Genomic DNA, 12,594 nt, shown 5'->3' with positions numbered 1-12,594 from the left:
TCCTACTTGTAGAAATCAATCTTGTTCGACATTTTCGATGTACGCCACACGGGCACTGCGCATAGGCGCCCACAAGGAAAATCAACACGAAGAAAGGATGTTGCTGTCCCACCAGCAATCATGACAACCACATGGCTACGATCTACACTTACTGGATCAGCACGGCGCTATTGGCCCTGCTGTATCTGACCTCTGCCTTTATGTACCTCATGAAAGGAAATTGGGTCCGACAGGCTCTGGCCGATCTCGGATATCCCGCTTACTTCGTGCCATTCATGATCGTCGTGAAGGTCCTAGGCCCCGCCGCAATCCTGTTGCACGTCAACGTCGCGCTCAGCGATCTCGCTTATGCGGGCATGTTATATCACCTGCTGTTGGCCGCCCTGGCGCACGTCGCCGTCCGGAAGCCCAGCGCTGCGCTGCCCGCCGTGATCGGCCTCGCATTGCTCATCACCTCATTTGTCACACAGAACGCTGCCCGCGAAATCCCGTCGCCTTACGCGCTGGCGGCGATGTTCTGACGCGCAAAAAACGACCAACACGACAATAGCGATCGAAGGAAATGAATATGAACAGCTTCACCGTCGACGGCGGCGCGATCATCGCGCAGCGCGCGCTAGCCATGACAACGCTTCCTGTCACGTCCATCTTCGCAGCGGCTTTTGTTGTGTCGCTTGTTGCTCTGTCGTTGCCAGTTTCCCTTCGCCGCGCAAAGGTCGGCGAGATGGTCGGCGACAGCGCGGATGAAACGCTGCGTCGATGCATCCGCGCCCAAGGAAACTTTATCGAATACGTGCCTCTCGGAGTTATCTCGCTGGGCTTGGTCGAGGCTCATGCCACCCCGGTGTGGGTGGTCGTCGCCACTGGAGCAACGCTTGCGTTTGGTCGGCTACTGCATGCGATCGGCATGTTCCGGGGATCGGCGCCAGTGCGCGGCTTCGGGATGCTCTTTACTTACGTGGCTCTGGTTGTCGCGGCTGGACGCCTCATCATGGACGCTGTCCCCTGGTGAATGCGGTAGCTAAACGGAGCAGCGTCACATCCTGAACGTCACGCCGAAGAGTTACTGCTATACGACCGGCATGGCGTTCTTGCTGGCCTGCGCGAGGCCGTACTGTCTATCGTCCCTTCAGCGCGAGCTGGAAATCCTTCTCGGCCTGGGCGTCGCGCTCGTTCTTTTCCGGGCATTCGCCGGGCTCCGCCTGGCAGGGACGTATCTCGTAATCGTTGTCGAGCACGCGGCGCGGTGTCGGCTTCGAATTTTTGGCTTCGACATCGGTGACGAGGCCGCTCTCGGCGGCCAATTTCCACACATCGGCTTCGGTCGGATAGGATTTGCTCAGCTTCGCGTCGTCACAGAACAGGGCGTAGGGCATCGGATTGCTCCGGTAAAAATTGATAACGTTCATGGCGGCGCCGGGTTCGCCCCGACGTATTCCCAGACATTTCAAAATTGCGCGACGGCCATCCGGCTGCGTCGCGAGAACGTTCAGCTCACCATCTTGTGAGACTTGAACAGCCGGCCCTTTTCCACCACGAGGATCACCGCCAGCGCGGCGAGCGTGCAGAGGAAGAGGCCGGTCGCAAACGGCAACAGAGTGCCGTCATAGTGTTGCCCGATGACATAGCCGACGCCGATGCCGAGCAGCGTCGTCAGCGTGCCATAGAGCGAGGAAGCCGTACCGGCGATGTGGCCCTGAGGTTCCATCGCCAGCGCGGTGAAATTGGCAAACATCAAGCCAAAGGAAAACATCATCAGCGCCGACAGCGCCATGAACAGCGGCAGCGGCACCGAGCCGGCTTTGGCCGCCACCAGCATCGTGCCACCCACGGCAACATAGCCGAGCAGTGCGCCATGCGAGATCGCGCGCATGCCGAGGCGATTGACGAAACGTGCATTCGCGAAACCGGCAATGGCGACGCCCAGCGCAATCGCTGCAAAGGCGAGCGGGAAATAATGGCCGAGATGATAGATTTCGGTGAAGACCTGCTGCGAGGTGAACACGAAGGCAAACAGCGAGCCCTGCAATCCGCCGGCGGCGAGCGCATAACCCAGCGTCTGCCGGTTGGTGACGGTCTGCCGATAGGCCAGGAAGACGTCGCGGATCGCGATCGACCTGCGGTCTGCGACGGCGAGCGTTTCCGGCATGCGCACAGCGCTCCAGATCAGCGCCAGCACGCCATAAAGCATCAGCACCACGAAGATGCCGCGCCATTCGGTGAGCAGCATCACGGCCTGACCGAAGGATGGTGCAATCACCGGCACGGCGATGAACACCATCATCGCCAGCGACACGACACCGGCCATGCGGCGTCCGGCATAGCAGTCGCGCACGATGGTCACGGCGATGACGCGCGTCGCGGCGGTACCGAGACCTTGCATCAAGCGGGCAAGCAGAAGAAGTTCGAAACTGGGAGCAATCACCGCCAGCAGGCTGGCGACACAATAGACAGCCATGCCGCCGAGCAGGATGGGGCGGCGGCCGAACCGGTCCGACAGCGGGCCGATGGCAAATTGCGCGACGCCGAAGCCGAGCAGGAACACCGACAGCACCGTCTGCAGCCGGTTCGCATCGGGGATTTTGAAAGCTGCGCCGAGATGGGGCAGGGCCGGCAGCATGATGTCCATAGCCATCGGATTCAGCGCCATGATCGAAGCGATCACGACGACGAATTCGCCGAACTTCATTGGGCTATGGGTCGATGACACCGCCAGGGGGGCGTCGGCGTTGATGTCGGTCACAAAACTGTCCTTGAAAGCATTCCCGCCATTAGGGTGTTCATGCTGCGATGCACAAGTTGACTTTCGGCATGGCTGCGTCGCGGAAACCGGCGGATTTCCCCATTTTGTGAATTGATGTTCAGAAAATGGCCGCGGATTGTCGTCTCAACGCACTTAAACCCCGGAATTCCGGGCTGCGTCACGCAGCTTGACCCGGGTCATGCGGATCATCTCCAGCAGGATCGCTTCACCGGTATCGGTGAGTTCGTCGGAGGTCATGCGACGCGAGGCGGTATCCTGCGCCAGCAACGGCACGTGGATGAAGGCGGCGAGGCGAGGGCCGCCGTGCGCGCGGGTGGCCTCGATGCCGCGCCAGGAGAGATAATTGCAGAGATAGCGGCCGGCATCGCGTGAGGCGCGCACGTCGGCGCCGCTGGCGAGGGCGGCCCGGAACAGATGCGCCGTGTGCGGGCCGAATATCTGCGCGTCGGCGCCAGGTACGATGCTGGCGCGGCGCACCGTTGTGTGGCCGGCATCGGGCCACAGCATCGACACCGCGTTGCGCGCCCGCGTCTCGATCCGGATATAGGGCGTGCGCGCGGCGAGGCCGAACATCAGCAGGGCATCCGGGCGATGGCGTGCGATCAGTTCGGGCAATTCGCGATCGACGGTGGCGTAGGTGACGTCGAAAATATGCGCGATGCGGGTGACGTCGGCGAAAGCGGGACGGCGTAGGGCCGCGAGTTTTCGTACCAGCGCCTGCGTCGGATTGAACGGCGCGCCGGGGAACGGGCCGAAGCCGGTGATGAGGATGCGGGGGGATCGGACCGTTGCGGACATCGCGAACAATTCTCACTAGTGCAACAAGAACGCCGTCATGGCCGGGCTTGTCCCGGCCATCTACGCCTTGGCCGCGAAGCAAACAGACGTGGATGCCCGGGACAAGCCCGGGCATGACGGCGTTTGTGGATACTACCTCAACAACTCCACGATCGCTTCCGCCGCCAGCGCCGGCGTCATCGTGCCGTCGGCGACGTCGCGTTCAACTTGTTTGACCTTGCTGCGAATGCCGGGATCGCTGCGCAGCCGCGCCTTCAAACGATCCTCCAGCATGGTCCACATCCACTTCACTTGCTGCTCGCGGCGGCGGCCGGCGAAATCGCCCGACGCATTCATCGCCGTGCGATGCGCGACGACCTTGTCCCAGAGCTCGGCGATACCCGTCTTGGTCAATGCCGAATAGGTCACCACCGGCGGATGCCAGTGCTCCGAGCGCGGCGCCAGGATATGCAGCGCGCCGCGATAATCCGCAGCCGTGATATTGGCGCGCTTGAGATTGTCGCCATCGGCCTTGTTGATGGCGATCATGTCGGCCAGTTCGATCAGGCCTTTCTTGATGCCCTGCAACTCATCGCCGCCGCCGGGCAGCATCAGCGCGAGAAAGAAATCGGTCATGTCGCAGACCGCGGTTTCCGACTGGCCGATGCCGACTGTTTCCACCAGCACCACGTCGAAGCCGGCGGCTTCACAAAGTAACATGGCCTCGCGCGTTTTCGCCGCGACGCCGCCGAGCGTGCCGGAGGACGGCGAGGGGCGGATGAAGGCGTTCGGATGGGCGGACAGATCGTTCATCCGCGTCTTGTCGCCGAGGATCGAGCCGCCGGTGCGCGCCGAGGAGGGATCGACGGCCAGCACCGCGACCTTGTGGCCGCGCTCGATCAGATACATGCCGAGCACATCGATGGTGGTCGACTTGCCGACGCCGGGCGAGCCAGTGATGCCGACGCGAAACGCTTTGCCTGTGGCGGGCAGCAGCGCCTGCACGAGTTCGCGTGCGGCGGCCTGATGATCGGCGCGGCGGCTTTCCACCAGCGTGATCGCCCGCGCCAGCGCGGCGCGGCTGCCGGCGCGGAGGTCTTTGGCGAGCGCGTCGATGTCGATGGGGGCTTTCGTCACTGCGGCCCCTTGTCGTCGTCCTTCGGCCGCTCGCCGGCGAAGATCGCACTGCCCTCGGCGGACAGATAGGGCTTGAGTTTCTCCCACGGCACGAAGGCGTCGTAATCGCCTTCGGCATAGGAGCCGACCGCATAAGGACTATAGTAGAAGGTGAGGCCGGAGCTTTTCCCCGGTATCGTCGATGGCATCAGCGACGCGGGTCCGATCTTGAGCAATTTCGGCTCCAGTGCGTCGATCAGGCTCATATTGGGATCGTCGGGGATGCGCCTCTTCATCTCAGTCTTCAGATCTACGACGATCGCATCGCGGATTGCCGTCATTGCCTCACCGTTGTCGGCTAAGTCGGTGAAGAACGGCCGGATACTGACCATCTTCTTGGCACGCCTGTCCCATAGCAACGTGTCGCTGCTGCGATCGGGATGCGCACCGCCGGTGAATCTGTATTCGGAGCGAATAATGCTGACATAGCGACCTGCGACGAGCGTTCGCTGTGTATAGCTGCGCTCGACCGCCCAAGGCGGTTCGGGGCGTGTTGGCATGTCGCCCCCGTCCTTGGGCAGCGCAGATACGTCCCTGAACGTCTTCGCAGCCCAAGCCTTGCCGCTGGTGGTGAGGTTTTTGACCAGCGACGCATCAGCCTTGATAGCGGCGTCAAAGGAGACATTGACCTCGACGAACTTGTCCTTGAGCAGGATGTCAGGCTTCGGCTCGGCGGCGAGGGCGGAGGTGCCAAGAGCGGCAAGCAGGACGCAGGCAATGCTTGCAAGACGATTCGCACGACGAATAGGTGAAAGCTTCATTCTTTGGACCTGCGCCGTTCGGCGCATTGTTCGAGGGGAGGCATCAGATCACGAGCCCAATGCAGGAGCGTATCCGGCTCGACTCTGATGAGGACGTCCTCAAGACGATCGCTCATTTCCGAGATTGCTTGCCAGTCTACATTGGCTTCGTGAATCTTTATCTCATACGGGATGTAATTCGAGGCTATTCCAATGATTTCGAACATGCGCTCCAGTGCCACGCACGTGTATTTGTCCGTCGTGAGATCAACACAGGTGCGCCCGTCGATCTCACTACTTATCAGGCAAATCTTCTCGTGGATGTGCGAGAAGCGTTCTGCAACAGATGGTAGGGGCGCCGTGGGTAATTCAAAGGACCAACTCATCATGCACCCGATCGATTGTGTGTTTTGAGCTACTCCGCCGCCTCGCTATGGCCCAGCCGTGCATTGAGCTTGTGGATCAGCTCTTCCGCCGCTTCCGAGATCACCGTGCCCGGCGGGAAGATCGCTTCGGCGCCGGCCTTGTAGAGTTCGTCGTAATCCTGCGGAGGGACGACGCCGCCGATGATGATCATGATGTCCTCGCGGCCCTGTTTCTTCAGCGCGGCCTTGAGTTCAGGCACGGCGGTGAGATGGGCGGCGGCGAGGGAGGAGAGGCCGAGGATGTGCACGTCGTTCTCGACGGCCTGTCGCGCGGCTTCATCGGCAGTAGCGAATAGCGGCCCGATATCGACGTCGAAGCCGACATCGGCGAAGGCCGAAGCGATCACCTTCTGGCCGCGGTCGTGGCCGTCCTGGCCGATTTTCGCGACGAGGATGCGCGGGCGGCGACCCTCGGCGTCCTCGAAGGCGTCGATCAGCGCCTGAACCTTCTGAACCTTGTCGTTCATGGTGGACGCCTCGCGCTTGTAGACACCGGTGATGGATTTGATCTCGGCGCGGTGGCGGCCGAACACCTTCTCCATCGCGTCCGAAATTTCGCCGACGGTGGCCTTGGCGCGGGCGGCGTCGATGGCCAGCGCCAGCAGGTTGCCGTTGCCGTCCTTTGCCGAGCGCGTCAGCGCGGCCAGCGCGGCATCGACGTCAGCCTGGCTGCGTTCGCCGCGCAGGCGCTTGAGCTTGTCGATCTGCAGCCGGCGCACGGTGGAGTTCTCCACCTTGAGCACGTCGAGCGCTTCTTCATTCTCCGGCTTGTATTTGTTGACACCGATCACCGCCTGGCGGCCGGCGTCGATGCGCGCCTGCGTCTTGGCCGAGGCTTCCTCGATGCGCAGCTTGGGCACGCCGGCCTCGATGGCCTTGGCCATGCCGCCGAGTTCTTCCACTTCCTGGATATGCGCCCAGGCCTTGGTGGCGAGGTCGTGGGTCAGGCGCTCGACGTAATAGGAGCCGCCCCATGGATCGATGATGCGGTTGGTGCCGGTTTCCTGCTGCAGAAAGAGCTGCGTGTTGCGCGCGATGCGCGCGGAGAAGTCGGTCGGCAGCGCCAGTGCCTCGTCGAGCGCATTGGTGTGCAGGGACTGGGTGTGGCCCTGCGTCGCCGCCATCGCCTCGATGGTGGTGCGCATCACGTTGTTATAGACGTCCTGCGCGGTCAGCGACCAGCCCGAGGTCTGGCAATGGGTGCGCAGCGACAGCGACTTCGGATCCTTCGGATTGAACTGCGTCAGGAGCTTGGCCCAGAGCAGCCGCGCGGCGCGCATCTTGGCGACTTCCATGAAGAAGTTCATGCCGATCGCCCAGAAGAACGACAGCCGCGGCGCGAAGCGGTCGACATCGATGCCCGCGGCAAGACCCGCGCGGAGATATTCGACGCCGTCGGCGAGGGTATAGGCGAGTTCGAGGTCCTGCGTCGCGCCGGCTTCCTGCATGTGATAGCCGGAGATCGAAATCGAATTGTACTTGGGCATCTTTTGCGAGGTGTAGGCGAAGATGTCCGAGATGATCCGCATCGAGGGCGTCGGCGGATAGATATAGGTGTTGCGCACCATGAACTCTTTCAGAATGTCATTCTGAATCGTTCCTGTCAGTTTTTCCGGCGGCACGCCCTGTTCCTCGGCGGCGGCGACATAGAGCGCGAGGATCGGCAGCACCGCGCCGTTCATGGTCATCGACACGCTCATCTGGTCGAGCGGAATGCCGGCGAACAGCGTGCGCATGTCATAGATCGAGTCGATCGCTACACCGGCCATGCCGACATCGCCCGACACGCGCGGATGATCCGAGTCGTAGCCGCGATGGGTGGCGAGATCGAAGGCGACCGACAGGCCCTTCTGGCCGGCGGCGAGATTGCGGCGATAGAAGGCGTTGGAATCCTCTGCGGTGGAGAAGCCAGCATATTGCCGGATCGTCCAGGGCTGGTTGACATACATGGTCGGGTAGGGACCGCGCAGGAACGGCGCGATGCCCGGATAGGTGTCGAGGAAATCAATGCCGGCGACGTCAGCCTCGCCGTAACCCGGCTTCACCAGAATGCCTTCCGGCGTGAGCCAGGGCTCGCCCCGCGACGGCGCACCGGCAGCGATGGGCGAGAAAGCAATGTTGGTAAAGTCAGGAATCTTGGTCATGGTCGTTTCTCGAATTCTCGATTGCGTTCGATGAGTCTCTGAACGTTCTTTTTGTAGGTCGGATCATTCTGTGGCGACTTCGACATAGCTCCGTCGAATAGCGGTGCGATCCGTTCGATAAGAGTCTGGATCGGCGAGAACAGCAGATCAAAAACAAATCGTATCATCTTTGATCCCTCCTTCCGCGTCATCTCAATCATGATCCGGATGTTGATAGCTGAACACTTCCGCGCATTTCTCCGGTCCGAAATTCTGCATCGTCGTCTTGCTCGGCAGGTTCGACACGTTGCCGACCCAGCCCAGACGTGACTCCGTGCCGTATTGCAGCGTCGGCACCACGCGGTCCGGCCGGTCGAAGGCGCCGGTCATGATCTCGATCTTGGTGCCGCCGATGGCGCGGTAGCTCAGCGGCGTGCCGCATTTGGCGCAGAAGTCGCGCTCCGCAATCGACGATGACTTGAACGCCGCCGGCTTGCCGCGGGTCCACGCAAAATGTTCATTCGGAATATCGGCAAGCGAGGCGAATGGCGCGCCGGTGGCCTTCTGGCACATGCGGCAATGGCAAATGCTGACCCGGGTCGGCGCAGCCGACAGCGCAAAGCGGATCGCGCCGCATTGGCAGCCGCCGGTCAGCGCGGGTTTGCTCGCCGTTGCCGTCATGGCTTACTCCATCAGGCCGAATTTAGTAAATCGTGGGCCTGCACCAGCATCGCCAGCGCATCGCCGCCGGCAATGATAAAATCCCTAACGCCTGCGTCGCGCAAGGGCGCCTCGAGGTCGCCGGGGCGGCCTGCCAGATAGATATGTTTCGCGCCGGCAGCCTGAAGCGCCTTTGCTGCGGGTGCGGCCTGGCCGGCATAGAGCTTGTCGGACGAGCAGATACATACCAGCGCGGCGCCGGAGGCCTTCCAGGCCTTGGCGAGTACGGCCGGATCGGAGAAACCGTCGCTGTCGAGGGCTTCGATGCCGCCGGTCTCGAAGAAGCTCTTGGCGAAGGTCGCACGTGCCGTGAAATCGGCTGGCGTGCCGAGATTGGCCAGAAACACTTTCGGACGGGCACCCTTGCGGGCCAGCAGATGATCCGATTTGTCGCGCAGCGCCTCGAAGGGCGAGGCCAGCCGGATCGCTTCGAGCGGGTTGAACTTGATCTTGTCCTTGCCATAGGGCTTGCCGGGGATCGGCTTGACCTTCAGCACGGCGGCGCGGGCCTCATGCAGGTTCGGGAATTCGCTGGCGCCGGTGAGCACTTCGCGGCGCTTGGCGACGCTGGCCTGACGTGCAGCGCGCGTCGCGGCAACCTTCGGCTGGATCAGGTTGTTGCCAAGTGCCGGGAAGGCGCCGCCGGTTTTTTCAATGTCCTGGAACTGCGCCCATGCGGCGTCGCACAGTTCGCGCGTCAGCGTCTCGATGCTACCGGCGCCTGCGGCGGGATCGGAAACCTTGGCTAGGTTGGACTCTTCGAGCAGCACGAGTTGCGTGTTGCGGGCGGCGCGACGCGCGAAGCCATCGGGCAGGCCGAGCGCCAGCGTGTGCGGCAGCACGCAGATCGAATTCGTACCGCCGAGGCCGGCCGCGAAGGTCGCCATGGTCGCGCGCAGCATGTTCACATACGGGTCGCGCTGCGTGAGCATGCGCCACGCGGTGTCGGCAGCGATGAACAGCGGCTTCGGCGCTAGACCACAGCTTTCCTCGATGCGCGCCCACAGCAGGCGCAACGCGCGGAATTTCGCCATGGTGAGAAACTGATCCGCGTCAGCCGCGAGACGCGCATAGACCATGCTGCGCGCCGTCTCGAGCGGAATGTTATGGTCTTCCATTGCGCGCAGATAGGAAACCATCACCGCGAGGACGTAAGACAGTTCCTGCACTTCGGAGCCGCCGGCATCGTGGATGATGCGGCCGTCGGCAACGGCGAACGGGCCCTTGAAGCCTTGCGCGGCGAGCTTCTTGATGGTGTCGGTGACGGCGGGCGCCATCTCCCACCAGTTATAGGCGCTACTGCCCCATACCGCGGTGGCGCCGATGGGATCGAGGCCAAAGCGGATATCGCATGTGGCGGGATCGATGCCCTTCGTCTTGATGTAGTCGGCCAGATGCGTCACGGCCATGCGCGACTGCGGGCCGGCATGGAGTTCGATGCCGATGCCGGCGTCGAGATAGATGCCGTCGAACAGCGTCTCGATGGTTTCGGGCGAGGCGGCGAGGCCGAAACCCCGCGCGCCATTGGCGCCTTCGAACACCAGCGTCAGCCCGGTGGCGCCGTTTTCCAGATCGTGCAGGGCCTGTTTGTTCGACTTGCCGGCATCGGGGTGGTCGATCCGCTGCATGATCTGCCAGGGCGCAGCGGCCGGGCGGCCGGCGATCGGCGCTGCATCCTGGGCACGCGGATAGATCGGCTGGATCTTGACGCCGTCATAGGTCTTGCTGATCAGCTTCTCGAACGGCGCGCCTTTCAGAACGCCATCGACGAGCTTGCGCCAGTCATCGTAACTCGCAGGCGCAAAATCGGCCGCCAGCCGCAGGTCGTCAGTCGCAGTCGACATGGTCAGAACTTCACTCCCAGCATTGTTTATGCGGTCTTGCTTCGTGATTGGCCGGAAAATGCCATGATACGAAGGGGTTGCCAATGCCCGTTACGACATGGGCCTGCGCGGAATTGGCGCGTGGGAACAGAACCAGATTGGTTGGAAACGCCTGCAAACCGGCCCGTCGTCGCCGCCTTCGGCGTGCCAGGGGGACGACGCGGAGAGGCTGGCGCTCAATCCGGATCCGGCAGCCGCTTGATGCCGTCGGTCGAGAGGGCCTTCAGATGTTCGCTCACGGTCTTGCCTGATATCACCCGGTCCGGGGCGATCTCGGCCAGCGGCACCAGCACGAAGGCACGGGTGATGGCGCGGGGGTGTGGCAGGTGCAGTTCCGGCTTGGCCATGACGACGTCGTCATAGGCGATCATGTCGAGGTCGAGCGGGCGTGGACCCCAGTGCCCCTCGGCGACGCGGTTGCGGCCGAATTTGTGTTCGATCTTGTGCAGTGTGAACAACAGCGCGTGCGGATCGAGATCGGTCTCGATCTCGACTGCCGCATTGACGAAGTGGTCCTGCGGCACGTCACCCACTGGTGGCGTGCTGTAGTCTGCCGAGCGTTCGATCAGCGCGGCCTGCGTCATCCCGCAGATATTGCTGATGGCCTTGCGGAATGTCATGCGGACATCGCCGACATTACCGCCGAGGGCGATGAGGACGCTGGCCATCGGCTAGATCCGCGATCTGCGCAGGACCACGCCGACATCGTCGAAGATCGCGGCGATCGGCGCATGCGGCTTGTGCACGGTGACTTTGACGGAGCTGATGCGCGGAAAATCCGCGAGCACCGCATCGGCCACCGCTCCTGCGGCGCGCTCCAGCAGCTTGTAATTGGTGTCTTTGAAAGCGGCGATCGCGGTGGCGACGACATTGGCATAGGACACAGTATCGGCGAGGCGGTCGCTGCGCGAGGCAAGGTCGATATCAGCATCGAGTTCGAGATCGATGACGAAGCGCTGCCCGACGACGCCTTCGTAATCGAGCACGCCGTGATGCGCGTGCACAGATACGCCCTTGATGAAGATCATGTCGGTCATCTTAGTTCCTCGATGGCTGCGGTGACGCGCAGGGCCTGAACGGTTTCCGCGACGTCATGGGCGCGGACGATCTTGGCGCCGAGCCGCACCGCCAGCAAGTGCGCGGCGAGTGATCCGCCGATGCGTTGCTGCGGCTCGGACGGCACGATGGTGGAGATGAATTTCTTGCGCGAGGCGGCGATGAGCACCGGCAGGCCGAAACTGTTCAACTCGTCGAACCGCGCCAGCGCGATCATGCTCTGCTCCGCCGTCTTGCCGAAGCCGATGCCGGGGTCGAGAACGATGTGGCTCTCGGGAATGCCGGCCCTGGTGGCGACCTCCAGCGAGCGTGCGAAAAAGTCCTTGATGTCGGCGATGATATCGATGGAGCCGTCGACGGTGTCGCGGTTATGCATGACGACGACAGGCGCGTTGTGCTCCGCGACGACGCGAGCCATGTCGGGATCTCGCTGCAGGCCCCAGATGTCATTGGCGATGGCGACGCCGGCGGCGAGCGCTTTCGCGACGACGGAGGCTTTCATGCTGTCGATCGACACTGGCGTGCCGAGCGCGATGACGTCGGCCAGCACCGGCACGAGCCGTGCCCATTCCTCGTCACCGGTGACGGGCTGCGAGCCGTAGGGCCGCGTGGACTCGGCACCGATGTCAATGATGTCAGCGCCCTCGGCGATCATGTGCCGGGCTTGTGCCAGCGCGCGCTCCGGCGCATCGAACTGGCCGCCATCGGAGAAGGAGTCCGGGGTGACATTCAGGATGCCCATCACGGCAGGCACCGGCGATGCCAGCAGCGCGGCCAGCACCGGGTGGGCCGTCGGAGCAGACGTGGTCGGACGCGCGATCATGAGGTCGCTTTGCGCGGTCAGGGGGAGGGAGTCAAGGTGGGGCGACGACGCTTTCTTTTCCCTCCCCCAAGCGCTGCGAAGCGGCGCGCAGTGGGGTCTGGCGGACG

At 62.8% G+C, this 12,594-nt stretch carries 14 protein-coding genes; 2 read left to right on the top strand and 12 right to left on the bottom strand.

Annotated features, from left to right (window positions below; all coding sequences use genetic code 11):
* Positions 1 to 131 precede the first annotated feature (131 nt).
* Positions 132 to 521, top strand: a complete 390-nt coding sequence (locus tag CIW50_RS09210; protein ID WP_149530947.1) for a DoxX family protein — start codon at positions 132 to 134, stop codon at positions 519 to 521.
* Positions 522 to 568: 47 nt separating this feature from the next.
* Complete coding sequence (locus tag CIW50_RS09205) at positions 569 to 1,012, top strand: MAPEG family protein (protein ID WP_246664201.1); 444 nt, start codon at positions 569 to 571, stop codon at positions 1,010 to 1,012.
* A 106-nt stretch (positions 1,013 to 1,118) separates the two neighbouring features.
* Here the strand turns inward: CIW50_RS09205 and CIW50_RS09200 are convergent, their stop codons facing one another.
* From CIW50_RS09200 to folP, 12 genes are all read right to left on the bottom strand, one after another.
* A complete protein-coding gene (locus CIW50_RS09200; protein ID WP_093759161.1) occupies positions 1,119 to 1,376 on the bottom strand; it encodes a hypothetical protein in 258 nt (85 codons plus the stop codon).
* 113 nt (positions 1,377 to 1,489) lie between these two features.
* Positions 1,490 to 2,743: a multidrug effflux MFS transporter gene (locus CIW50_RS09195; RefSeq protein WP_246664200.1), complete on the bottom strand. Its 1,254-nt coding sequence runs from the start codon at positions 2,741 to 2,743 to the stop codon at positions 1,490 to 1,492.
* 153 nt (positions 2,744 to 2,896) lie between these two features.
* On the bottom strand, positions 2,897 to 3,562 hold the full coding sequence (locus CIW50_RS09190; protein ID WP_149530946.1) for a pyroglutamyl-peptidase I: 666 nt from the start codon (positions 3,560 to 3,562) through the stop codon (positions 2,897 to 2,899).
* 132 nt (positions 3,563 to 3,694) lie between these two features.
* A complete protein-coding gene (meaB, locus tag CIW50_RS09185) occupies positions 3,695 to 4,678 on the bottom strand; it encodes a methylmalonyl Co-A mutase-associated GTPase MeaB (RefSeq protein WP_149530945.1) in 984 nt (327 codons plus the stop codon).
* Entirely contained in the window at positions 4,675 to 5,478 is an 804-nt protein-coding gene (locus CIW50_RS09180; protein WP_149530944.1) for a DUF3298 and DUF4163 domain-containing protein, read from the bottom strand. The genes meaB and CIW50_RS09180 overlap by 4 nt, the downstream gene beginning before the upstream one ends.
* Positions 5,475 to 5,846, bottom strand: a complete 372-nt coding sequence (locus CIW50_RS09175; RefSeq protein WP_149530943.1) for a ribonuclease HepT family protein — start codon at positions 5,844 to 5,846, stop codon at positions 5,475 to 5,477. Before CIW50_RS09175 ends, CIW50_RS09180 begins: the two co-directional genes overlap by 4 nt.
* A gap of 26 nt (positions 5,847 to 5,872) precedes the next feature.
* Positions 5,873 to 8,026, bottom strand: coding sequence for a methylmalonyl-CoA mutase (gene scpA / locus CIW50_RS09170; RefSeq protein ID WP_149530942.1), 2,154 nt, complete (start codon positions 8,024 to 8,026; stop codon positions 5,873 to 5,875).
* Positions 8,027 to 8,218: 192 nt separating this feature from the next.
* Entirely contained in the window at positions 8,219 to 8,686 is a 468-nt protein-coding gene (locus CIW50_RS09165; protein ID WP_149530941.1) for a GFA family protein, read from the bottom strand.
* A gap of 11 nt (positions 8,687 to 8,697) precedes the next feature.
* Positions 8,698 to 10,569 (bottom strand): methylmalonyl-CoA mutase subunit beta, encoded by a 1,872-nt coding sequence (locus CIW50_RS09160; protein WP_149530940.1) that lies wholly within the window; start codon positions 10,567 to 10,569, stop codon positions 8,698 to 8,700.
* A 215-nt stretch (positions 10,570 to 10,784) separates the two neighbouring features.
* Entirely contained in the window at positions 10,785 to 11,276 is a 492-nt protein-coding gene (folK, locus tag CIW50_RS09155; protein WP_149530939.1) for a 2-amino-4-hydroxy-6-hydroxymethyldihydropteridine diphosphokinase, read from the bottom strand.
* Positions 11,277 to 11,279: 3 nt separating this feature from the next.
* Complete coding sequence (gene folB, locus CIW50_RS09150; protein WP_149530938.1) at positions 11,280 to 11,645, bottom strand: dihydroneopterin aldolase; 366 nt, start codon at positions 11,643 to 11,645, stop codon at positions 11,280 to 11,282.
* On the bottom strand, positions 11,642 to 12,487 hold the full coding sequence (folP, locus tag CIW50_RS09145; protein WP_149530937.1) for a dihydropteroate synthase: 846 nt from the start codon (positions 12,485 to 12,487) through the stop codon (positions 11,642 to 11,644). The genes folB and folP overlap by 4 nt, the downstream gene beginning before the upstream one ends.
* Between the last annotated feature and the right edge of the window lie 107 nt (positions 12,488 to 12,594).

Origin of the sequence: Tardiphaga sp. P9-11, from assembly GCF_008329525.1 — a bacterium.
Classification (GTDB): Bacteria; Pseudomonadota; Alphaproteobacteria; order Rhizobiales; family Xanthobacteraceae; genus Tardiphaga.
The sequence above is the reverse complement of the archived record's forward strand: the minus strand, read 5'-3'. Positions and strand labels throughout refer to the sequence as shown.